The following is a 21,507-nucleotide window of genomic DNA, read 5'->3' as shown; positions in this document are numbered from 1 at the left end:
CAGCGGTTTTCGACCGCTGTACGGGGCCTCATGACCGGCGCTGGACCGCCGCCATGAGGGTACGGGCGAGCTCGCGCACCGCATCGGCGCCCCCGTCGGGGGTTCCCGCGACGGCGACCAGCGGCGGCTGCCAGCCCTGCTCCGCGATGCGCCCGGCGACCTCGGCGGCGAGCGCCGCCGCGCCGGAGAAGCAGCCCAGCACCAGGGGCGGCCCCGCGGCCAGCGCCGGACGCAGCGCGGCGAGGCAGGCCGCCGCATCGGCCGGGGCCCCGTCCGACAGGGTGGTCAGGGCCTGCGGCCCGGGGTAGGCCTGCGCCATGGCGTCGTAGCAGCCGGGCGGCGCGCCCGGCGGCGGGATCAGGCAGACGGTGCCCGCTCCGGGGTGGGCCGGCGCCCGCAGGGTGCGCAGCGGCGCGGACGGCCGGGCCGCCGTATGCGGTACGGGGGCGCCGTCGAGCAGCGCGAGCGCCTCGGCGACGGTGGTGGACTCCCGTGCGGCGGCGGGCAGTTCGCGCATCAGCCGGGCGGTCTGCGCGAGGATCTCGGCGGCGTCGCAGTCGCTGATCCGGGCCCGGTCGTGGACGGCGGTGAGCATCAGGCCGCCTTCACCGTCGTGCCCGGCGCTGAGGCTGAACGGCGCCCCGGTGTACGGTCCGACGGCCTCGACGGGGTCGACGCGTACGCCCTCCTCCGCGAGGGCCTCGCTCAGCGACTCCCGGTTGGCGCGGGCGGTGTGCGGCCGCTCGCTGCCGGCCGGGGGCTCGAAGGCGAGGAGGGACTCGGTGAGTTCGGCCTCGAAGGGGGCGCGGCCGGCCCAGGCATGGATCTGCCCGGGGGAGACCCACTCGTAGGCGGCGGCGTCCAGCGCGCTTCCGGTCAGGTCGGCGAGCAGCCCGGTGACCAGCCCGCGCGGCTCGACGACCGCATGCCGGGGGAGTGCCACCTGGAGCGGGCCCGGGAGCCGTTCGACGCTGTCGAGGGCGATGCCCCGCCCGGAGGAGGCCACGGCGAAGGCGACGTGCCGCTCCCCGGTGGCCCGGTGCAGCAGGAGCGCCCAGACGGCGTGCAGGGCGGTGCTCTCGGCGGCGCCGTGGCTCGCGGCCCAGTCCCGCAGGCGCGCGGCCTCGTAGGGGGTCAGGCGCCGTCGGCCCACCCCGTGCCCCTCCCCGCCGGTAGGACGGGTGCCGGGGCGCGCGGGCAGGGTGGCGGCGCCGCGCGGGGGAGTGGCCCGGGCCCAGTAGGCGCGGGCCGGCGCCAAGTCCCGGGAGGAGAGCCACTGGAGGTGGTCGCGCAGGTCCGGGCGGCGCTCACCGCCCATCGGGCGCCCGTCGGCGAGGTACGCGCGGTAGAAGGCGTCGAGCAGCAGGCGCATGCTGCGGCCGTCGACGAAGGCCTGGTGGTGGGTGACGAGGATCCGGATGCAGGCGCCCTCGTCGACCAGGGCGATGCGCAGCGGCCCGGGCCGGGACACGTCGAACTCGCGCCGCCGCTCGCTCGCCAGCAGCGCGGGCCAGTCGGCGCTGCCGGCCGGGTGCCACACGATCTCGGGGGCCGCGTGGGCGTGCACGAAGACGGCGGGTGCCGCACCGGGCGCGGCGCCGGTCCCCGCTCCCGCCCGGGTCCCGGCCGCGGCCCCCGGCCCGCGCCCCGGCCCGAGGGCCGCCCGCAGGACGGCCTCGGAGCCGAAGACGTACTGCCAGGCCTCGGCGAACCGTTCGGTGTCCAGCGGCCCGCGCCAGCGCCAGTGCACCTGTCCTACGTGCAGGCCGTGTCCGGGATGCGCCACCGTGTCGAGCAACAGGTCGTGCTGGACGGGCGTGACCGGACCGGCCGCCGGGCGCGTGGCGCCACCGGCCGCCGGGGCCGCGGGGCTACCCGCGGCGGGACCGGGACGGGCGTCGCCGACTGTCGGCCGGGCGTCGTCGCCCGCCGCCGGCCGGACCGTCAGGACACCGGCGGCGGGCTGCTGGGGGAGCGAGGTGAGCAGATCGACCAGCGGCCCGGCCGGGAAGGGGGGCGGCGGCAGGGTCAGGCTGTGGTGCGTCGCGCTGTGCCGGCGCAGGGCCGGGGTGAACGGCGGGAACAGCGACAGCGCCGCCTGCAGGGCCGTCGAGGTCAGCGGCCCGTGCAGGTCGAGGGAAGGCGGTGGCCCGGGAGCGATGACCACGCTCATCTGCGTCACGGTCCATCAGCTCCTCCCTGGCTGGGAACACAGACGTGGACAGGGAGCGATTGTGCATGCCGCCGCCACAAAACGCTGACACGGCGCTGACACGGCGCCCCGCGGGCGTCGCGTACACGGCCGTTCTACGAATTATGGATGATCGCGCCAGAATTCAGAAAGGATTAAGCCTAGATCCTCCCGGGGCAACGCACGGGGATTCCGGCGCGACTCCGGCGGGACTCCGATCGAATCCCGCCGAGATTCCGTCCGGCCTCCGACCGGAATCCGGCCGGACTCCGGCAGGATTCCGGTGGAGAATGATCAGAATTCCACGGGCCCTCGATCGTACGGTGTTATCCGGGCAACTCGGCGCGGTTTATGCCGCGTAGAGGTCGAACGTCGACGTGCGCCGCGGTCCGGCGGTCACGTCGAGCGCGGGGTCGACCGCGAGCATGGCCTGGTGCAGCCGCTGGAGCTGCGGGGAGGGCTCCACGCCCAGTTCGTCGATCAGCCGCGTCCGCAGCCGCCGGAACACGTCCAGCGCGCTCGCCTGACGGCCCGAGCGGTAGAGCGCCACCATCGCCTGGGCGTGCAGCCCCTCGTGCTGCCGGTGGCGGGCTATGAGCTCGGTCAGCTCCGCCAGCACCTCCGTGTGCCGGCCCAGGCGCAGATCGACGTCGATCCGCCGCTCGACCGTCACCAGCCGGCTCTCCTCCAGGCGCATCACCTCGATCTCCAGGATCGGACCCACCCGTACGTCGACCAGCGCGGGCCCCTGCCACAGGCCCAGCGCGGAGCGCAGCAGGCCGGCCGCGCGCTCGTCGTCGCCGTCCTCGAACGCCGACTGGCCCCCCGCGACCAGCCGCTCGAACCCGTGGACGTCCACGCTCTCCGGTGCGACCTGGAGCACGTAGCCCCCGTGCCGGGTCGCGAGCACCTCTTTCGCGCCTCCGGGGGCGGCCGGGCCGAGTGCGGCGCCGAGGCGCCGGCGCAGCTGCAGGATGTACGTCTGCAGCGTCGTGAGCGCGCTCTGCGGCAGCCCCGAACCCCAGATCTCCTCCATCAGCGTCGGCACCGGCACCACACGGCCCGGGTACAACGCGAGCAGCGCGAGCACCTGTCGCGGCTTTCCCGCCGACGGAACGACCGAACCCCCGTTGACCTCCGCACTCAACGGACCCAGTACCTGAATCTCCACGGCTTCCCTCCGGACGTAGCCGAGTTCTCATCGATTTTCGGACGTCGACTCAGGCAAGGTAACCGCGACTCGAACCGTACCGGTGAATTCTTGAGCGAGTATCCACCACGCTTCGCGATCAGGCATTTGCGTGTAGACACCAAGCTGCTAGATTCCGCCCGGGGGATTAAGTCCGGAACACGTATCCGGACACCGTTGGGGGCGTCGATGGAATTCGTCGTGGCAGACGGCGGGCCGGGGGATTTCCGCATTCTGGGACCGGTGCAGGCGCGCGAGCGCCGGACGGGCGCATGGTGCGAGCCGCAGGGGTCCAAGCAGCGCACGCTGCTGGCGAGCCTGCTCGTACGGGCCGGCGAGGTGCTCTCCGCCGACCGGCTCATCCACGAACTGTGGGGTGACGCCCCGCCCGCGGGCGCGGCCAACGCGCTGCAGGCCCATGTGGCCCGGCTGCGCCGCCGGCTGCGCGGCCCCGGGGACGGCGGACCCGAGCGGATCAGCACCCACGCCACGGGCTATGTACTGCACCTGGGCTCCGCCACCACCGACGCCCAGCACTTCCTGCGGCTCTCCGCGCGGGGCCGCGCCGCGGCCGACGCCGATCCCGCGCACGCCGCCGAGGTGCTGCGCCGGGCCCTGGAGCTGTGGCGGGGGCCCGCGCTGGAGGGCTGCGGCCGCGGCCCGCTCTGCGGGCGCGAGGCGGACCGGCTGGAGGAGGTGCGGCTGGACACGCTGGAGGCGTTCCACGAGGCGGGCCTGCGCGCCCCCGGCGGCGCGGCGCACCGCGCGCGGATCGCGGCGGAGCTGGAGCGGCTGACGGCCGAACACCCGCTGCGGGAGCGGTTCTACGACCTGCTGATGACCGCCCTGCACGGGTGCGGCCGCCGCACGGAGGCCCTCGGCGTGTACGAGCGGGCCCGCCGGCACCTGCTGGCCGAGCTGGGCGTGGAGCCGGGGCCCGCCCTGCGCGGCCGCCTGGAGACGGTCCTGCACCGCCCCGAGGACCTGGGCGGTGAGGTGGCCCGGCTGCGCGAGCGCGTGGAGACCCTGTCGCGGGCCCAGGAGGAGCTGACCCGCCGGATCGTCCGCCTCACCCGCGCCGCGGGCGCCCGGGCCGACTGAACCGCACGCGGGTCAGGGGGTGTGGACCGCCTCGCAGGAGACCAGGTCGGCGAAGGCCGCCGGGGTCGGGTACTCGTACAGGTCTGTGGGCTCCACCCCGGCCCCGTACCGCTGGTTGACCATCGCGACGAACTGCGCGGTCAGCAGCGAGTCCAGGCCCAGTGAGCGGAAGCTCTGTCCGGGGTCGATCCGGTCCGTAGCGATCCTCAGTACCTCGCCGAGCACCCCGAGGAGGTCTGCGAGCACCTCGTCGGGCGCCGCGGGCGACTGCTGCGGATCACGGGGGTCACTCGTCATCGGTGGCTCCTTCGACAAACCGGTGGTGCGGTGGGTCACGTTCACGTCCAGGGCGCACTCAGCGCCGACTCGACGTCCGCGACCGAAGTACGGTACTGCGCTTCCCGCCCCGCGGGCACGAGGCTGGGCAGCAGCAGGAGCCACAACGCGCTCACCCTGCGCCGGAGTTCCGGGTAGGGCATGCCGATGCCGGCCATCACCTCGATGCCGCAGGCGGCCGCGGCCACCGCCGACTCGATGCCCTCCCAGTGGTCGGCGCGCAGCTCGCCCGCGTCGCGCGCCTCCCGCAGCAGCTCGCACACCGTGCTCAGCCACGCGCGGTGGAAGTCGGTGACCGGCGGCTCGCTCCCCGCGCACTCCTTGGTGATCCGGAAGCTCGCGGGCAGGGCCGGCTCCTCGTGCAGGGTCCTGGCCAGCCAGTGGGTGAGGTCCACCAGGGCCTGCAGCGGCGCGACGCCGCGCAGGCGCAGCGCACGCGCCTCCTCGCGGAGCATGGCGCCGCCGCGTTCCTGCACCGCCTCGGCCAGTTCGTCCTTGGAGGCGAAGTGGAAGTACAGCGCGCCCTTGGTGACCCCCGCCGCGCCGGCGATGTCGCCGAGCGTCGCGTTCGCGTAGCCGTTGCGCCGGAACAGCTCGGCTCCCGCGCGCACCAGCCTGCGGCGGGTCCGCTCGGAGCGCTCCTGCACCGACTTGCGGCCGCGCGCCGCCGGGCCGGTGGTGCTCCGTGCAGGCGCCACGTCAGCCGACGCGGGCGAGTCGGGTGTCCGACGGGTCGGCGGCGGGTTTCACGGGGTGCTCGGGGCCTGCCATGAGGATGGAGCGCTGCAGGGCCCGCAGGGCGGTGGAGGGCTCCAGGCCCTGTTCCCTTACGAGGGTGGCGCGCAGCCGCTGGTAGACGTCCAGGGCCTCGCCGCGGCGCCCGGAGCGGTGCAGGGCGAGCATGAACTGCCCGTGCAGGTTCTCGTGGGTGCGGTAGCGGCTGGCCAGGACCGTCAGCTCGGCGAGCAGCTCGCGGTGGCGGCCGAGCCGGATGTCGGCGTCGATGCGCTGGTCGAGCGCGCACAGCCGGCTCTCCTCCAGCCGCCGGGTCTCCATCTCCAGCTGGGCCCCGCCCTGTACGTCGGCGAAGGCGGGCCCCTGCCACAGGGCGAGGGCCTCGCGCAGCAGGCGGGCGGCGCCGGGGAAGTCCCCGGCGTCCATGGCCCGGTAGCCCGTGCCCGCGAGCCGGTCGAACTCGCGGATGTCGCTGGCCGCGCCACCGCTGTTGAGGAGGTAGCCGCCGGGGAGCGTGACCAGCACGTCCTTCGCGGTCCGCCCGGGCGCCGCGCCCTCGGCGCCCTCGCCACCCTCGGTGCCCTCGGCGCCGTCGCCCTGGCCCAGGGCGGTGGAGATCATGGCCCGCAGCTGCAGCACGTACGTCTGCAGGGTGGTGCGGGCGCTGCGCGGCGGCTTGCCCGCCCACAGCTCTTCGGTGAGGGCCGAGACCGGGACCACCTGGTCCGCGTGCAGGGCCAGCAGTGCCAGAACCTGGCGGGGCTTGGGAGCGGTCGGCGTGATCGAGACCCCGTTCACCCGCACCTCAAGCGCGCCCAGAACCTTGATGTCCACGCCCTACTCCCCTGTCCGTGGATGAAGCCATCGCCAGTAGAAAACAGCACGGCCGGTTTGTCAATACCAAACCGGTCGTACTGTTTTCGAGCTGAACTCTCCATCATCACCCTGACCAGCAACGGGAGTTGACCGGACACCTCCCGGCGGCCCAGGGATTCCCTACGCCTCCCCCTCCATTCCCCTGCCAGAAACAGTCCAAGCGGTTGTTTTTGAGACCGTGCCGAAACCGCTCCCCGCGCGTTGTCACATCGCCAGGGTCCGTTCCGTCATAGCGGTACGGAACGAAACGGGGCACCGAGCCCCCCACCTCGAAGGAGTCCCCTGATGAACGCACGCATGGGCAACCCGGCCATGGTCGTCCCCGGCGCGATGCAGGCCCTGCAGGCCATGGGCAAGGCGGTCACCGCCACCGGCATCAGCGAGCGCACCCTGGAACTCGCCCACATCCGGGCCAGCCAGATCAACGCGTGCGGGGTCTGCCTCGACATGCACCCCAAGATCGCGAAGAAGCTCGGCGAGACCGACGAGCGCCTCCACGCGGTCGCCGGCTGGCGCGACACCCCGTACTTCGACGACGCGGAGCGCGCCGCCCTGGCCCTCGCCGAGGCCGTCACCCGCGTCGCGGACACCAGCAACGCGGTCCCCGACGAGGTCTACGACGAGGCCGCCAAGCACTACGACGAGCAGCAGCTCGCGGCGCTCATCCTCTCCATCTCCACGGTGAACGTCTGGAACCGCATCAACGTCGCCACCCGCCAGGTGGCCGGCGCGGCCTGGGGCTGAGCCGGACCGCGCCGACGGCGGATCAGCCGCCCGCGGCGCTGCGCACCGACGCGGAGCCCGCAGGAACCCGGTCCGCCGGCACCCGGTCCGCCGGCACGGCATCCGCCAGTACCGCATCCGTCAGCACCCCGGCCGCGCCCGTGTAGCCGGCCGGATCCAGCAGGGCCGCGAGCGCCTCGGCGCCGTAGTGCCGGGCGAGCACCCCGGACGCGGCCAGGACCTCCGCCAGCGGGCGGCCCGAGGCCGCGGCCTCGGCCGACGCCCCGCTCATCAGCTCCTTGGCCTCGGCCTTCCCCAGCACCGGCGCCAGAACCGCCGCCAGCCGCTCGCTGACGATCTGGCCCCCGGTCAGCGCCAGGTTCGCCCGCATCCGCTCCGGGTGGACCCGCAGCCCCAGGGCCAGTTCCCGGGCCGTCGCGGCGGCGCCGCCGGCCAGCCTCAGGCACTCGCGCAGCGGCTGCCACTCCGCGTGCCAGGCCCCCGCGGACCGCTCGTCCTCCGAGAGCATGGCCTGCGTGATCACACTCGCGTACGCGGGCACCTGGACGGCCGCCGAGCGGATCAGCGTGGCCAGCACGGGATTGCGCTTGTGCGGCATCGCCGAGGAGATCCCGCGGCCCGCCACCGCCGGCTCGGCCACCTCCCCGACCTCGGTGCGCGCCATCGACTGGACGTCCACCGCGATCTTTCCCAGGACCCCGGTGGCCAGGGCCAGTTCCGCGGCCAGCGCCGCGACCGGCGTACGGGCTGTGTGCCACGGCAGCAGCGGCGCGCTCAGCCCGCACTCGGCGGCGTACCGCTCGACCAGGCGGGGCGCGTACCCCTGCGGGTCCGCCACCGCGTACGGGCCGCTGCGCGCGTACTCGACGTACCCGGCCAGCGTCCCGGCCGCGCCGCCCAGCTGGACGAAGAGCCCCTCGGCCCGCAGCCGCCGCAGCCGGCCGGCCGCCTGCTCCACCGGCACCAGCCACCCCGCGGCCTTCAGGCCGAAGGTGGTCGGCACCGCGTGCAGGCCCAGGGTGCGACCGGCCAGCGCCGTGTCGCGGTGCTCGGCGGCGAGCGCCCGCAGGGCGGCCGCCACCGCGTCCAGGTCGGCCGTGATCAGGTCCACGACGCTGGCGGAGACGAGCATGAGCGCGGTGTCGAAGATGTCCTGGCTGGTGGAGCCGCGGTGCACGAACTCGGCCGCCTCGGGGGAGTGCGCGGCCACCACGGCCGTGAACTCCCGCACCAGCCCCACCACCGCGTTGGCGGTCTCGCGGCTGCCGCGGGCGACGGCGGCCAGGTCCAGGTGCTCGCTCCTGGCCAGTTCGGAGATGACCCGGGCCGCTTCCTTCGGCACGGTGCCCAGATCGGCCTGCGAGCGCACCAGGGCCGCCTCGGCGTCGAGCATCGCCTGCAGCCAGGCCTCGTCGGCGGTCGCCGCCTCGGCCGCCGTGCCCACCCGTACGGGGCTCAGCAGACCGCTGTCGGTACCGGGGGGCGACAGGCTCAACGGGCCAGCTCCTTGACCGGCGCGAGGACGCTCTCGGTGTCCTGCAACAGGCCCAGGACCGCGTCGGCGATGGCGTCCGAGTCCTGGAGGGTCACGGAGTCCACGCCGGGGCGGATGCCCGCCGCGGTGACCCAGTGCACCCATTCCGTGGGCACCCCGTAGGCGTAGCGGCGCGGATGCGGCCGGCCCGCCGCGTCGACGACGTGGAACGGCGCACGGGTCACGTCCAGCCCGCCCGTCTCGTGCGTCTCGTCACCGGGTCCGGGGATCCGGTACGGGCGGCACTGGCCGGTGCCGATCAGGTGGAGCAGCAGCGGATCGGCGGTGGAGCGCAGGTCGATCTCCGGCAGACGCGCCTCGATGAGGGTGCCCGCCCGGACCAGGGAGCCCGGCACCAGGGCGGATTCCACGGTGAAGGCGCCCTCCGCGTCGCTGAGCGGCAGCAGCCGGGCCTCGGGGCCGAGCACGTCCAGGACGCCCGCCTCGATCAGGGCGATGGCCTCCTCGATCCGGCTCGCGGGCGGTCCGATGGAGAGGAAGGCGTTGAGCGGGGTGTACCAGCCGTCCAGGTCCCGGTGGTACGAACCGCCCGTCAGCCCGGCGTGGTCGATGATCTCGCGGATCTCGTTGCGCAGGTCGCGCAGTACGTCCAGGGCAGCCTTCAGCGGCCCGTCGACATTGCCCTCGCGGGCCGCGGCCAGGTCCTCGCGCAGGTGGTCCAGGAGCCAGCCCCGGAAGTCCTCGGGAGCGGAGAAGACCTCCCCGTCGTACGGCTTCGCGATGCGGGCCCAGTCCCACCGCCGGTCGGCGGCGATGCCGAACCGGTCCAGGATCTCCTCCTCGCGCGAACTGCCCGGGGAGGCCCCCAGATAGGCGGTGCGCAGCGCCCCGGCCTCGGTGTGCCGGCCCTCGGCGGCCAGCAGCGCGGTGTAGTAGACCGTCTCGGTCTCCCGGGCGACCAGCGGCCACAGGTCGCGGCGGAAGTCCAGCCCGCCCTCCCGGCGCGACCTGCTCTGCAGGGCGCGGACCGTGTCCGGCGTCAGTACGAGCGGGATGTGGCGGCCGTGGGCGCCCTTCTGGTTCTCGCCGCGCGAGTGGAAGGGCATCCCGCGCCGGGACCCGGCGACGAGCTTGGGCTCCCGCCCGGAGGGCAGGTAGACCAGGCGCTCGCCCTGCCGCTCGAAGCGGCCGCCGCGGCCGTGGGTGAACAGCGCCATGTAGTCGAAGAAGTTGAGGCCCAGGCCCAGCAGCGCCACCGTCTCGCCGGGACGGACCGCCGTGAGGTCCGCCTCCGCCGGGTTCACGGGTGTGACGTAGTGCAGTCCGTTGCGGCGGGCGAAGGCGGCGCGCTCGCGCTGGGTCCGGGAGTCCCGTACCGGCACGTGCCCCTGGGCGAGCACCACGGCGTGCAGCCCGTCGAGGCGGGTGCCGTCGGCGAGCCGTACGCTCTGCGTGCCCGTGCCCGGGTCGTCGTCGAGAGCTACCGCTCCGGAGCCGTGCACGACGGTGCGGACCCGGTCCGGGGCCGTCTTGACGACCCGTCTGAACACCCATTCCAGGTAGTGGCCGTAGAAGGCGCGGGTGGGGTAGGAGTCGGGGCCCAGCGCGCGCGCCTCGGCCATCACCGACTCGGGGTGGTTCCAGTCGTCGACCGGACCCATGAGCGTCAGGAACCGCGCCCATTCGTAGAGGCTGGGGCCGGGGGACAGCGGGCCCTTCAGCGTCACGCTCTCGTCGGTGAACAGCGTGACCTGGCTGGCCACCGTGTTCATGAGCAGGTGCTGCGACTGGTCCGTTCGCCACACCTGTCCGGGGCCGGGGGGGCAGCGGTCGACCACGTGGACGGTGATGGGTTCCTCACCCCCTTCGGCGGCCTGCGCGCAGATCCGTTCGAGAACGGAGAGCCCGCGGGGTCCGGCGCCGATGAGGCAGACGTCGAGCTGCCGGCTGGTCATGGTCACTCTCCACTGGTCCGTGTATCCGGTGTGCCATCCACGTCGGTCGGAGCTCGGGGCAGTTCCCCCGAACGGCCCGGTCGGAGCCGTTCCGTTCCGAAACCCAGGCTGGATCAGGCTGCTAGAGGCGCTCAGGAGCCGCTCAAGAGCGGCTCAGGAGCCGGGCCGGAGGAGGACGACCTCCGCACGAAGCCCCCCAGGTCCGTGACCTGGGGGGCTTCGTGCGGAGCGGTCCGCGGCGGAGGGCCGGCGGGGACGTCAGGGGCGGCGGCGCCGGGGGTCAGCGGGCACCCAGACCGAGGTCCCGGACCACCTGCCGGTACTGCTCGATGAGCTGGGGCCGGGCCGCGTGGACGGCCGGCGGGAAGTTCTCCACCAGCAGGTCGTAGCCGCGGGCGAGGACGGGGTCCTCCAGCAGGCCGAAGACCATGTGCCCGCCGCCCTGGGGGCCGCCCGCGAGGATGGCCTTGCGCAGCCGGTCGATCTCGCTGCCGCTGACGCCCGGGAAGAGGTCCCGTACGACCGGCTCCTCGGTGTCGAGGTGGGCGGCGAGCACCTTCTGCACCCGGCGCGCGGCCGCCGCGCCCTCGCGGGCCGGCCGGCCCGCGGAGGCGAGGGTCGCGAGCGGGCCCAGCGCGGCGAGCTCGTCGACGGCCGCCTGCAGGGCGTCCAGTTCCGCGTTCAGTTCCTCGTGCTCGTCCTTGAGGGTGTCGAAGTGCGCGCCGGCCTGCGGGTACAGCTCGCGCAGCACGGGCCAGAACAGGTCGTCCTCGCTCGTGTGGTGGTGGTGGGTCAGCTCCACCAGCCAGCCGGCCGTCCACACCAGGACGGGGATGTCGACGGCCGCGCCGTCGGTCAGGCACTGGAAGGAGTCGGCGACCAGTTCCGTGCCCCGGCGCAGGATGTCGTGGGCCGAGAGGAACTCCTGGTACATGCGGGCGCCCGCGTTGAGTTCGGCCGAGGCCGCCTCGGTCACCGCCGCCACGACGTCGTAGCGCTGGACCCGGTCCACCGCGTCCAGCGCCTGCGCCGCGTCCACCGCCGCGTCCGTCGACGCCTGCGGCGTCTGCGGGGCCTGCGCGCCGCTCCTGCCGGTCCGCTGCGGGGCGCCCGCCCGGGCGTCCTCGGCCACCGCGGCGGTGTAGGGCCGCCGCAGTTCCTCGTAGCGGCGCAGGGCGGCGGCGACCCGGCCGGGACCGGCCTGCTCGCGCCGCAGGAAGCCCGCCAGCGCCACCGCGTCCTCGATGGCCTGGCTCGCGCCCTGGCCGTGGTCGGGGAGCATCGGATGGGCCGCGTCCCCGAGCAGGGTGGTGCGCGAGGTGCTCCAACGGGCCAGCGGCCCGCGGTCGTACAGCGACCAGTGGCCGGTCTCGGCCACGGCCCCGACCAGTTCCCGTACGGCCGGCTCCCAGCCCGCGAAGGCCTCCGCGAGCCCGCGGCCGTCGCCCCGCCGGGTCCAGGAGTCCCCGCGGTCGGCGGCGTCGGCCACCACGGCGACGAAGGACAGCTCGCGCCCGGAGCGCACCGGGGCGGCGAGCAGCCGCTCCCGCGCGCCGGTCCAGGCGTACATCGTCTCCGCGGCCTGTCCGCCCAGGGCGGGCAGCCGTTCCAGGGGCACCACCCCGTGGATCGCGGCGGTGCCGGACCACACCGGGGTTTCGGCTCCGGCGATCTTGCGGCGCACCACGGAGTGCACGCCGTCGGCGGCGACCAGCAGATCGGCCCGCCCGCTGCGGCCGTCCTCGAAGTCCAGGCGGACCCCGTCCGCGTCCTCCTCGTACCCGACGAGGCGCCGGCCCAGGTGCACCGTCCCGCCCGGGAGCTGGTCGGCGAGGATCCGTTGCAGGTCCGCGCGGTGGACGGTGTAGTGCGGGCCGCCGTACTCGGCCTCCCGGGCGGCTCCCATCGGCTGCCGCTCCACCGCCAGGCCGCTGTCCCAGAGCCGGACCTCCCGGGCCTGCGGGCGCACCGCGACCTCCCGCAGCCGCTCCTGGAGCCCGAACCGGTGCAGCAGCCGGGCCCCGTTGGGCGCCAGGTGCAGTCCGGCCCCGACCTGCGAGAGCTCCGGGGCCTGCTCGTACACGTCCACGTCCAGGCCCGCCCGGCGCAGCGCCATCGCCGCGGCCAGGCCGCCGATGCCCGCGCCGACCACCGCCACGCGCAGGGTCTCATCGCTCATCCGGATCTCCTCACTCGGGTACTCGGGGTACCAGGGGATGCGTGCTGGACTGGAACTGTCTGGAACTGTCCCGAGCGCAGCCGCCCCGGACAGACCGAGGGGCGGCCAGGTCACCGCGGTGAGCTCGGTGATCTGGCCGCCCTTCGGATGGCGCCCGGTGCCGGTCAGATGCTCCAGCGGTTGATCTTGGAGTACGCCGGCACCCACGCGTTCTCGTACGCGGCGCGGGCCGGCTCCGGCAGCACCCGCAGCACGGTCGCGCTGTCCGACTCGGAGGCGCCGTCGAGCAGCCACGGCAGGTACCGCGGGTTGTCGGGGCCGATCCGCTGCGCGTGGGCCTGGCCGAAGCCCATGAGCAGCGGCGGGGTCGCGACGTCGTCGATGACCGGCAGCCCCTCGTCCTCCTCGTGCTTGAAGTGCCCGCCGAGGCCCGTGACGAGGGCGTCGACCAGGTCGCCGAGGCTCCCGTGCTGCGCCGGGTCGATCAGCGCGGCATCGATCGCGTCCAGCATCGGGTCGATGGTCAGGTGCTCGGCCTCCAGCGCCTCGACGACCGCGAGGTCGTCGGGGCGGCCGGCGAGCGCCTCCCGGATGCCCGGCCACAGCGCGTCGTCCTCGGCGCCGTGGTGCACGTGCAGGTAGGTCTTGAACATCTCCCAGCCGGCGGCGGTCCGCAGGATGGTGACGGGGTCGTCGCTGGTGCGGGCGGCGACCTTGGCCAGGTGCTCCAGCTCCCGCCTCAGGGCGTCGTGGATGACGAACATCATGGTCATGTCGTGCTTGAAAGTGGCGCTCATGGCAATTCCTTCCGAGGTCCCCGTGCCCGCCGCATCACGGCGGGCACTCCCGGCTCACCGGGCGGCGCAGCTCGGGGGAAGTGCCAGGCAAGTCCGGGGGAAGGAGGTGTCCGCGCGCTCAGTTCCCCCTCACGCCGTACCTCGCGCCTGACCCCCGCCGGTCCTCGCCACCCAGCGGGCCCGTGCATTTCACAGTACGGCGCCCCGCTCGGCCCCGGCCGCGCTCTCCACCGTCTCTCGAGCGGTCCCGAACCAGGCCTCGAGCGCCGCCCGGAGGCTGCCGCCGTCCGGCGCGGCCCACGCGACGTGACCGTCGGGACGCAGCAGCACGGCCTCGGGCAACCGCAGCCCGCCGGGCGTCAGCTCCGGGTCCCAGCGCCCCTCGACCACGTCGACCCGGTCCGACCAGGCCGCGGCGGTCTCCTTGAGCCCGTCGTCCCCGGCGCCGCCGGTGACGACGAGCACGCCGCGGGCCGCGTGCAGCAGTTCGGCGACCCGGATACGGGTGCCGTCGGCGCGCTCCAGCTCGTGGTCGGGCAGCCGCAGCCCGGCCAGCGGGTGCCCCGGGGCGCCCATGTCGTAGCGGACGTCGATCCCGCTGACCAGCCCCGCCAGGTGCCGGGCCACCTCCGGGATCTCCACCAGCTCGCGCATGACGGCGCGCAGCGGCTCCATCTCCTCACCGCTCAGGTAGAGGCGGGTCTGGGCGCGGGTGTTGCGCATCAGGCCCTCGCCCACCGGGTGCCGCTCGGACTGGAAGGTGTCCAGCAGGCCCTCGGGGGCCCAGCCCTTGACCGTCGCGGCCAGCTTCCAGCCGAGGTTCGCGGCGTCCTGGACGCCCACGCTCATGCCCTGCGCGCCGGCCGGCATGTGGATGTGGGTGGCGTCCCCGACGAGGAACACCCGTCCGCTGCGGTACTCGGAGGCCTGGCGCGTGGTGTCGGTGAAGGAGCTCACCCACCGGGCGTCCGCACCGTGCACGTCCTCGCCCGTCATCCGCTGCCAGGCGTCGGCGATCTCGGCGAAGGTCAGCTTGCTCTTGTCCTCGTGCGGACGCAGGTTCTCGTCGTGGATGACGATGCGGTCGACGCCGTCCTCCAGGTTGAAGGCCATCACCATGCCGCCGGGGACCTGCTCCCCGATCGGCCGCTGGCGGATGTTCGCCCCGACCAGGTCGGCCATGTACATCCCGCGGGTGGCCTCCCAGCCGGGGAAGTCGATGCCGGCCAGCTTGCGCACGATGCTGCGCGCCCCGTCACAGCCCACCAGGTACGAGGCGCTCTCCTCGCCCCGCCCACCCGGGCCCTCGTACTCGACGACGACGCCGTCCGCGCTCTCCCGGAAGCCGGTCACCTCGTGCTCGCGGCGGATGGTGACCCCGAGCTCGGTGACCCAGGCCTCCAGCAGGGACTCGGTGCGGAACTGCGGGATCCCGCGCACGCTGTAGTGGTTGTCGTCGAGCTTGCTGAAGTCGATGCGCACGCCGCCGAAGTGGCCCTGCGCGTACTCGACGTCGCCGAACCGGGCCAGCAGCCCGCGCTGGTCGAACACCTCGGCCGCACGCTTGGTGAAGCCGACGCCGCGTGACTCGCCGCTCGGCGCGGGCAGCTTCTCGAAGACGACGACGTCCGCGCCGCCGAGCCGGATCTCGCCGGCGAGCATCAGCCCGACCGGACCCGCGCCGACGACTATTACGTCCTTGCCCATGGCTTCGTTCTCCTCGTGCAGCAGATGGATGAAGGTCGGTCAGACGAAGAATTCCGACAGCAGCCGGATGACCGGCTCGGGCTGCTCCTCGGGGAGCCAGTGCAGGGTCTTGTACAGCTTCACCACCCGTACGTCGGGGGCCAGCGAGGGGAGCACCTGCTCGAACTCCTTGTGGCTCACCGGGGACGCGATCCCGAGCAGCGGCACGGTGAGCTTGCCGTACGTCGCCATGTCCTCGATGTCCTGCGGGAACGCCCGGTACCAGCCGTTGGTCGCCCGGATCTGCTCGGGCGTGTCGTAGGCGCGGGCGAAGATGGCCCGGTCGCGCGGGCTGACCGAGGCCTGGTCGAAGAGAGAGTTCTCGAACAGCCAGTCGACGACGTGCCGCATCCGGCCGGCGATCAGCTTCTCCGGCAGGCCCTGCGCCTGGTTGAAGCCCCACCACCACATGGAGACGCCGGTGCCCGGGCGGCGCAGCAGCGGCATCGAGTACTTGCTCTCGCCGGGGTGCATGACGTCGAGCAGGGCGAGCTTGCGGACGGCCTCGGGGTGGTTGACGGCGAAGCTGAAGGCCACCATGGCGCCGATGTCGTGGCCGGCCAGGTTGACGCTCTGGTAGCCCAGGTGGTGGACGAGGGCGCGGATGTCCGCGGCCATCGACTTCTTGTCGTAGCCGCCCTCGGGACGGCTGGAGCCGCCCATCCCGCGCAGGTCGACCGCGATGACGCGGTAGCGGCGGGCGAGCTCGGGCATGATCTTCCGGAACTCCCACCACGTCTGCGGCCAGCCGGGCAGCAGGACCAGCGGCTCGCCCTCGCCGCCGGCCACGTAGTGCAGCCGTACGCCGTCCAGATCCGCGTACATGCTTCTGAAGTCGCCCGGAAGCGATCTCGCCAGTTCCTCGTCGGTCGGGCCGTCCAGCCCGATCACGTCATCGACCGAGCCCGCGTGCTCGTCCACCGTCGTCATGTCGTGCCTTTCCTTGCTCGTTCCGTGCTGTGCTGTTCCATGGCGTTCGGTGCCGTCGGCGGCGGTCAGCCGCGGAAGGCCGGCGCGTTCTCCTCGGCCCACAGGGCGAAGGTGCGGCCCGGGTGACCGGTCAGCTCCTCGATGTCGCCGGTGAGCGGCAGGGGTTCGGTGTCCTTGGCCCACAGGACGAGCAGCTCGTCGGCGATGTCCGAGGGGATGTAGCCGGCGCGGCCGGCCTTCCACTCCGCGGGCGTCACGACGCGGACCGGGACGGAGCGGCCGATGGCCTCCTCGACGGTCTTGACCTGCTCGGCGAAGGTGAGCGCCTGGGGGCCGGTGAGGTGGTACGAGCGGCCCTGGAACCGGGGTTCGGTCAGGGCGGCCAGCGCCGCCTCGGCGATGTCCTTCTCGTTGACCGGGTCGGCGTAGCTGTCGGGGAAGGGCAGGCTGACGAAGCCCGCGCCCTTCAGCGCCCACGCCCAGGGCAGGCAGTTGCCCGCGAGGGCGCCGCAGCGGAAGGCGGTCGCCGTGATGGTGGAGGCCTCCAGCGCCTTCTCCACGACCAGGTGCGGGGCGGCGATGCAGTTGTCGGCGGCGTCCGGGAGCAGGCACGCGTCCGAGGACATGATCACCACGTGCCGGACCCCGGCGGCCTCGGCCTCCTTGACGAACTCGTCGATCTGGCTGGGCTCGCAGTACAGGAAGACCGACTCGACGCCCTTGAGGGCGGTACGGAAGCCGGACGCGTCGTCCAGGGACAGCGGAACGGACTCCACGCCCTCGGGCAGCGTCAGCTTGGACGGGTCGGCGGAGCCGGCCCGGACGGCGATGCCGCGGGCGTGCAGGAGGCCGATGAGGTGGGAGCCGACCTTGCCGCGGCTTCCGGTGACGAGGATGGTCATGACGTGGGTCCCTCCGGGACGCTCGGGTGACGGCGGCGCGCTGCTCTGCGGGGCAGCCGGGACGGCGGAACGGACCCGGTCCTCGCTCGACCGGGCCCGTCCGCCGCGTACGGGGATGGTGTGTTCGGGGGTGTCCGCGCCCCTGGCGCGGGCGCGAAGGGGGTTGGGGGGATCAGGCCGGGCCGAACCAGCCCTTGAGCGCGTCCGACAGGTCGCCGCCGTCCGGGGCCGCCCAGACGGCGTACCCGTCGGGCCGGATCAGGACCGCGCCCGGCACCGGGGTGCCGCCCGCGGTCTCCGTACGAGTCCAGGTACCGGTGACGATGTCGATCCGGTCGGCCCACCCGGCGGCGGTCTCGCGCTCCTGCGCGAACTCACCGGTGGTGACGAGCACGCCCCGGGCCGGGTGCAGCAGTTCGGCCACCGTCGTACGGGTGCCGTCCGCGCGCTCCAGCTCCAGGTTCGGCTCCACGCGCAGGCCCAGCAGCGGGTGGCCCGTCGCGCCGACCTCGTAGCGGATGTCGAGCCCGCTGACCTCGCCGGCCAGGTGGCGCGCGGCCTCGGGGATCTGCACCAGCTCGCGCATGACGGCGCGCAGCGGCTCCATCTCCTCGCCGCTCAGGTACAGCAGCGACTGGGCGAGGGTGTTGCGCAGCAGCTTGACGCCCACGGGGTGGCGCTCGGACTGGTAGGTGTCCAGCAGGCCCTCGGGGGCCCAGCCCTTGACCGTCGCGGCCAGCTTCCAGCCGAGGTTGACGGCGTCCTGGAGGCCCACGCTGACGCCCTGCGCGCCCATCGGGGCGTGGTCGTGCGCCGCGTCGCCGGCGAGGAAGACCCGGCCGCGCCGGTACACCTCGGCCTGGCCCTGCGCGTTGGTGAGCGCGCACATCCAGCTGGCCGAGGCCCCGTGGATGTCCTCGCCCGTCACCCGCTGCCAGGCGTCGGCGAGCTCGGCGAACTCCAGCTCGCCCTCGCCGTGGTGCGGGCGCACGCCCGGCTCGTGGACGACGATGCGGTCGGTGCCCGGCTTGGTGGAGACCGACAGGACCATGCCGCCGCCGGGGATGCGCTCGCCGATGGGGCGCGGGCGGATGCTCGCGCCGACGACGTCGGCCAGGTACATGCCGCGCGTGGCCTCCTCGCCGGGGAAGGCGATGCCGGCCAGCTCGCGCAGGGTGCTCTTGCCGCCGTCACAGCCCACCAGGTAGGAGGCGCTCTCCTCGACGCGGCCGTCGGGCCCCTCGAACTCGACGACGACCGAGTCGCCCGCCTCGCGGTAGCCGACCAGCTCGTGCCCGCGTACGACGGGTACGCCGAGCTCCTCCAGCCAGTCGCCGAGCATCGACTCGGTACGGGACTGGGCCAGGCCCATCACCCCGTAGTGGCTCTCCTCCAGCGAGTCGAAGTTGATCCGCACTCCGCCGAAGTGCCCGTGCTGGCCCCAGCGGAACTCCCCGATCCGCGAGAGCAGGCCGCGCTGCGCGAACACCTCGGCCGTGCGTCCGGTGAAGCCCAGCCCGCGGGACTCGCCGCTGGGCGCGGGAAGCTTGTCGTACAGGACCACGTCCACGCCACCGAGCCGGAGTTCACCGGCCAGCATCAGTCCGACCGGACCCGCGCCGACGACTATGACGTCCTTGCCCATGGGTTCGCTCTCCTCGTGCAGACTCGTGCGTTCGGTGGAATGGCTCATCCAGAATCCTGGTCAGTTCTGGTGGAGCCCTGGCTGAATCCCACCTGCGGGCGCCTCAGCCGGGCAGCCCCGCCAGGCGCAGCAGCAGCGGCTTGACCCCGGTCGCCTCCAGCGGGCCGCCGACACCGCCGGGCAGCGAGCACAGGATCAGCGGGGCGTCGTCCTCGCCCGCGGGCAGCCGCCCGTGGCTGCCGCGCACGGGGGAGGGGTCGAGGGGGACGACGGCCATCCGGTAGCGCAGGCCGAGCTTCTTGCGGGCGAGCGCCCGGGCCGCCTTCACCTTGACGTAGGGGTCCTCGGGGTCCATGAACAGCTCGGCCGGGTCGTAGCCGGGCTTGCGGTGGATCTCCACCTGCCGGGCGAAGTCGGGGGCGCGGGCGTCGTCGAGCCAGTAGTAGTACGTGAACCACGCGTCCGGCTCCGCGACGGCGACGAGCTCCCCGGAGCGCGGGTGGTCCAGCCCGTGCTCCTTCTTGCCCCGGTCGTCGAGGAGTTCGCCGAGGCCGGGCAGGTCCCGCAGCGCCTCCCGGGTGGCGTCCACGTCCTCGGGGCGCGCCACGTAGACGTGGGCGACCTGGTGGTCGGCGACGGCGAAGGCCCGCGACGCCCCCGGGTCGAGGTACTCCATCCCGTCCTGGACGTGGACCTCCAGCAGCCCCGCCCGGCGCAGGGCGCGGTTGATGTCGACGGGCCGGCTGACCGGGGTGATGCCGTACTCGGACAGGACGACGACGGTGCGGCCCGCGCGGCGGGCGTCGTCCAGCAGCGGGGCCAGCGTCCGGTCGAGGTCGGCGGCGGCCCGGTGGGAGCGGGGGTCCTCGGGGCCGAAGCGCTGGAGGTCGTAGTCGAGGTGGGGCAGGTAGCACAGGGCCAGGTCGGGGCTGCGGGTGGCGAGCACGTGCCGGGTGGCGTCGACGATCCACCGGGAGGAGGCGAGGCCGGCGCCGGGCCCCCAGTAGTGGAACAGCGGGAAGGTGCCCAGGCGCTCGGTGAGCTCGTCGTGCAGCTGCGCCGGGCGGGTGTAGCAGTCGGGTTCCTTGCGGCCGTCGGAGTAGTAGACGGGGCGGGGGGTGACGGTGATGTCGGTGTCGGCGCCCATCGCGTACCACCAGCAGATGTTGGCGACGGTGTAGCCGGGGTGGGAGCGGCGGGCCGCGTCCCAGATCTTCTCCCCGCCGACCAGGCCGTTGTGCTGGCGCCACAGCAGCACCTCGCCGAGGTCGCGGAAGTACCAGCCGTTGCCGACGATGCCGTGCTCGCTGGGCGGCGCGCCGGTCAGGAAGGTGGCCTGGGCCGAGCAGGTCACCGCGGGCAGCACGGTGCCCAGCGGGGCCCGCGAGCCGGCGGCCGCCAGCTCGGCCAGGCGCGGCATGTGCTCCAGCAGCCGGGGGGTCAGGCCGACCACGTCCACGACGAGCAGGGGCGTGGGTCCGGTGGTGGGCTCGGTGGTGTCCGTCATGGCAGCTCCGTCAGTCCCAGGTCGGTGAGCAGGTCGCGGGCGAGGGCGAGTTCGGCGGCGATGCCGTCGGCGAGCGTGGCCGGGCCGTCGGGCCGCAGCCCGGCCGGCAGGGCCTGCCAGGTGTACGTCTCCACCTCCAGGTGGTGCGTACGGGCCTCGCCCGGGCCGAGCAGCCCGGCCAGCGCCTCGCGCAGCACGGGCAGGGTGGAGGTGAGCGGCGGCTGCGGATCCGCGTGCAGCGGCAGGTGGAAGTGGGCCCGCCAGGGCCCGGTCCGGGGCAGCGCGCCGCCGGACAGGGCCTCGCCGAGGTCGTCGGCGCCGTGCAGCCGGCCGTCGCGGTCCAGGGTGCGCGTCTGGTGCAGGAAGCGGGGCTCGGCGTACGCGGCGAGCGCGGCGCGCACCTCGGGCAGGTGCGGGTGCTCGGCGTGCAGGGCCGCCGACAGCTGCGCCTTGACCACGGGGATGCCGGCCTCGGCCAGCGCTTCGAGCGCGGGCTTGGGCTCCTCGAAGGAGGTGGCGAGGTGGCAGGTGTCCAGGCACAGCCCGATCCGCTCCCCGGCGGCCCCCGCCAGCGCGGCGACGGCGTCGGCGGTGGTCTCCACGGTGCAGCCGGGCTCGGGTTCCAGGCCCACCCGGATGGACCGCCCGGTCCGGTCCTGGAGCTCGTCCAGGTGCGCGGTGAGCCGCAGCAGCGCCGCCCGGGCGGCGGCCGCGGCCCGCGGGTCGCCCTCGTACGGGGTGCGCCAGGCCAGCGGCAGCGTGGAGATCGACCCGTGCCCGGCGTCCTCGGGCAGCAGGGCGGCGAGCACCGCCGCGAGGTCCTCGGTGTAGGCGAGGCGCTCGGGCTCGGTCCAGTCGGGCCGGTACACGCGGTACTTGACGTGCCCGGCGCCGAAGCCCTCGTACGGGAACCCGTTGAGGGTGACGACCTCCAGGCCGCGCCGTTCCAGCTCGGCGCGCAGCCGGCCGAGCGCCGCCGGGTCGGCGGTCAGGGTGCGGGCGGCGTCCCGGGCCAGCCACAGGCCGATGCCGAGGCGCTCGCGGCCCAGCCGCAGCCGGACCGGCTCGCAGTTGTCGCGGAGCTGGGCCAGGACCCCCTCCAGGGTCTCCGCGGGGTGCACGTTCGTGCAGTAGGCGAGGTGGACGGTCGACCCGTCCGGGTGCGCGAAACGCATCGGC

The 21,507-nt window shown here is 74.2% G+C and carries 17 protein-coding genes; 2 read left to right on the top strand and 15 right to left on the bottom strand.

Annotated elements, in window-relative coordinates; all coding sequences use genetic code 11:
* Window positions 1–28: 28 nt before the first annotated feature.
* Window positions 29–2,173: a condensation domain-containing protein gene (locus AB0M99_RS22910; RefSeq protein WP_365923347.1), complete on the bottom strand. Its 2,145-nt coding sequence runs from the start codon at window positions 2,171–2,173 to the stop codon at window positions 29–31.
* A gap of 367 nt (window positions 2,174–2,540) precedes the next feature.
* Window positions 2,541–3,362 carry an AfsR/SARP family transcriptional regulator gene (locus AB0M99_RS22905; RefSeq protein WP_365923222.1) on the bottom strand — a complete coding sequence of 274 codons (822 nt, stop codon included), beginning with the start codon at window positions 3,360–3,362 and terminating at the stop codon, window positions 2,541–2,543.
* A gap of 261 nt (window positions 3,363–3,623) precedes the next feature.
* Here AB0M99_RS22905 and AB0M99_RS22900 point away from each other — a divergent pair, with 261 nt between their 5' ends.
* The gene (locus AB0M99_RS22900) at window positions 3,624–4,481 is read left to right on the top strand and encodes an AfsR/SARP family transcriptional regulator (RefSeq protein ID WP_365923220.1); all 858 of its coding nucleotides are present in this window, start codon (window positions 3,624–3,626) and stop codon (window positions 4,479–4,481) included.
* 12 nt (window positions 4,482–4,493) lie between these two features.
* On the opposite strand, the gene AB0M99_RS22895 is transcribed toward AB0M99_RS22900, so the two are convergent.
* Genes AB0M99_RS22895 through AB0M99_RS22885 form a run of 3 tightly spaced genes read right to left on the bottom strand, consistent with a single transcriptional unit; the run spans window position 4,494 to window position 6,386 of the window.
* Window positions 4,494–4,778: an acyl carrier protein gene (locus AB0M99_RS22895; RefSeq protein WP_365923218.1), complete on the bottom strand. Its 285-nt coding sequence runs from the start codon at window positions 4,776–4,778 to the stop codon at window positions 4,494–4,496.
* Between the two features lie 41 nt (window positions 4,779–4,819).
* Window positions 4,820–5,515, bottom strand: a complete 696-nt coding sequence (locus AB0M99_RS22890; protein WP_365923216.1) for a ScbR family autoregulator-binding transcription factor — start codon at window positions 5,513–5,515, stop codon at window positions 4,820–4,822.
* A gap of 1 nt (window position 5,516) precedes the next feature.
* A complete protein-coding gene (locus AB0M99_RS22885; protein ID WP_365923214.1) occupies window positions 5,517–6,386 on the bottom strand; it encodes an AfsR/SARP family transcriptional regulator in 870 nt (289 codons plus the stop codon).
* A gap of 327 nt (window positions 6,387–6,713) precedes the next feature.
* Here AB0M99_RS22885 and AB0M99_RS22880 point away from each other — a divergent pair, with 327 nt between their 5' ends.
* Window positions 6,714–7,172: a carboxymuconolactone decarboxylase family protein gene (locus AB0M99_RS22880; RefSeq protein WP_365923212.1), complete on the top strand. Its 459-nt coding sequence runs from the start codon at window positions 6,714–6,716 to the stop codon at window positions 7,170–7,172.
* Window positions 7,173–7,194: 22 nt separating this feature from the next.
* Here AB0M99_RS22880 and AB0M99_RS22875 read toward each other — a convergent pair whose 3' ends face one another.
* From AB0M99_RS22875 to eboE, 10 genes are all read right to left on the bottom strand, one after another.
* On the bottom strand, window positions 7,195–8,667 hold the full coding sequence (locus AB0M99_RS22875) for an adenylosuccinate lyase family protein (RefSeq protein ID WP_365923210.1): 1,473 nt from the start codon (window positions 8,665–8,667) through the stop codon (window positions 7,195–7,197).
* Window positions 8,664–10,622, bottom strand: a complete 1,959-nt coding sequence (locus AB0M99_RS22870) for an FAD/NAD(P)-binding protein (RefSeq protein ID WP_365923208.1) — start codon at window positions 10,620–10,622, stop codon at window positions 8,664–8,666. Before AB0M99_RS22870 ends, AB0M99_RS22875 begins: the two co-directional genes overlap by 4 nt.
* Window positions 10,623–10,902: 280 nt before the next feature.
* Window positions 10,903–12,801, bottom strand: coding sequence for an FAD-dependent monooxygenase (locus tag AB0M99_RS22865; RefSeq protein ID WP_365923206.1), 1,899 nt, complete (start codon window positions 12,799–12,801; stop codon window positions 10,903–10,905).
* A gap of 164 nt (window positions 12,802–12,965) precedes the next feature.
* Window positions 12,966–13,598: a hemerythrin domain-containing protein gene (locus AB0M99_RS22860; RefSeq protein ID WP_365923204.1), complete on the bottom strand. Its 633-nt coding sequence runs from the start codon at window positions 13,596–13,598 to the stop codon at window positions 12,966–12,968.
* Between the two features lie 189 nt (window positions 13,599–13,787).
* Window positions 13,788–15,305 (bottom strand): FAD-dependent monooxygenase, encoded by a 1,518-nt coding sequence (locus AB0M99_RS22855; RefSeq protein WP_365923202.1) that lies wholly within the window; start codon window positions 15,303–15,305, stop codon window positions 13,788–13,790.
* Window positions 15,306–15,344: 39 nt separating this feature from the next.
* Window positions 15,345–16,274, bottom strand: coding sequence for an alpha/beta hydrolase (locus AB0M99_RS22850; protein WP_365923200.1), 930 nt, complete (start codon window positions 16,272–16,274; stop codon window positions 15,345–15,347).
* Between the two features lie 65 nt (window positions 16,275–16,339).
* Complete coding sequence (locus AB0M99_RS22845) at window positions 16,340–17,176, bottom strand: NAD(P)H-binding protein (RefSeq protein ID WP_365923198.1); 837 nt, start codon at window positions 17,174–17,176, stop codon at window positions 16,340–16,342.
* Window positions 17,177–17,348: 172 nt separating this feature from the next.
* Window positions 17,349–18,869, bottom strand: coding sequence for an FAD-dependent monooxygenase (locus AB0M99_RS22840; protein WP_365923196.1), 1,521 nt, complete (start codon window positions 18,867–18,869; stop codon window positions 17,349–17,351).
* Window positions 18,870–18,924: 55 nt separating this feature from the next.
* The gene (locus AB0M99_RS22835; protein WP_365923194.1) at window positions 18,925–20,328 is read right to left on the bottom strand and encodes a nucleotide pyrophosphatase/phosphodiesterase family protein; all 1,404 of its coding nucleotides are present in this window, start codon (window positions 20,326–20,328) and stop codon (window positions 18,925–18,927) included.
* Window positions 20,325–21,503: a metabolite traffic protein EboE gene (eboE, locus tag AB0M99_RS22830; RefSeq protein ID WP_365923192.1), complete on the bottom strand. Its 1,179-nt coding sequence runs from the start codon at window positions 21,501–21,503 to the stop codon at window positions 20,325–20,327. The genes AB0M99_RS22835 and eboE overlap by 4 nt, the downstream gene beginning before the upstream one ends.
* Window positions 21,504–21,507 lie beyond the last annotated feature (4 nt).

The organism is Streptomyces sp. NPDC051183, assembly GCF_040682455.1.
GTDB lineage: Bacteria > Actinomycetota > Actinomycetes > Streptomycetales > Streptomycetaceae > Streptomyces.
The sequence above is the reverse complement of the archived record's forward strand: the minus strand, read 5'-3'. Positions and strand labels throughout refer to the sequence as shown.

What these genes read in the sequence shown, in the direction of transcription:
- AB0M99_RS22910 (WP_365923347.1), bottom strand. Translation starts at nt 2,173, where the DNA reads ATGAGCGTGGTCATCGCTCCCGGGCCACCGCCTTCCCTCGACCTGCAC.
- AB0M99_RS22895 (WP_365923218.1), bottom strand. Translation starts at nt 4,778, where the DNA reads ATGACGAGTGACCCCCGTGATCCGCAGCAGTCGCCCGCGGCGCCCGAC.
- AB0M99_RS22880 (WP_365923212.1), top strand. Translation starts at nt 6,714, where the DNA reads ATGAACGCACGCATGGGCAACCCGGCCATGGTCGTCCCCGGCGCGATG.
- AB0M99_RS22870 (WP_365923208.1), bottom strand. Translation starts at nt 10,622, where the DNA reads ATGACCAGCCGGCAGCTCGACGTCTGCCTCATCGGCGCCGGACCCCGC.
- AB0M99_RS22865 (WP_365923206.1), bottom strand. Translation starts at nt 12,801, where the DNA reads ATGAGCGATGAGACCCTGCGCGTGGCGGTGGTCGGCGCGGGCATCGGC.
- AB0M99_RS22860 (WP_365923204.1), bottom strand. Translation starts at nt 13,598, where the DNA reads ATGAGCGCCACTTTCAAGCACGACATGACCATGATGTTCGTCATCCAC.
- AB0M99_RS22855 (WP_365923202.1), bottom strand. Translation starts at nt 15,305, where the DNA reads ATGGGCAAGGACGTAATAGTCGTCGGCGCGGGTCCGGTCGGGCTGATG.
- AB0M99_RS22850 (WP_365923200.1), bottom strand. Translation starts at nt 16,274, where the DNA reads ATGACGACGGTGGACGAGCACGCGGGCTCGGTCGATGACGTGATCGGG.
- AB0M99_RS22845 (WP_365923198.1), bottom strand. Translation starts at nt 17,176, where the DNA reads ATGACCATCCTCGTCACCGGAAGCCGCGGCAAGGTCGGCTCCCACCTC.
- AB0M99_RS22840 (WP_365923196.1), bottom strand. Translation starts at nt 18,869, where the DNA reads ATGAGCCATTCCACCGAACGCACGAGTCTGCACGAGGAGAGCGAACCC.
- AB0M99_RS22835 (WP_365923194.1), bottom strand. Translation starts at nt 20,328, where the DNA reads ATGACGGACACCACCGAGCCCACCACCGGACCCACGCCCCTGCTCGTC.
- eboE (WP_365923192.1), bottom strand. Translation starts at nt 21,503, where the DNA reads ATGCGTTTCGCGCACCCGGACGGGTCGACCGTCCACCTCGCCTACTGC.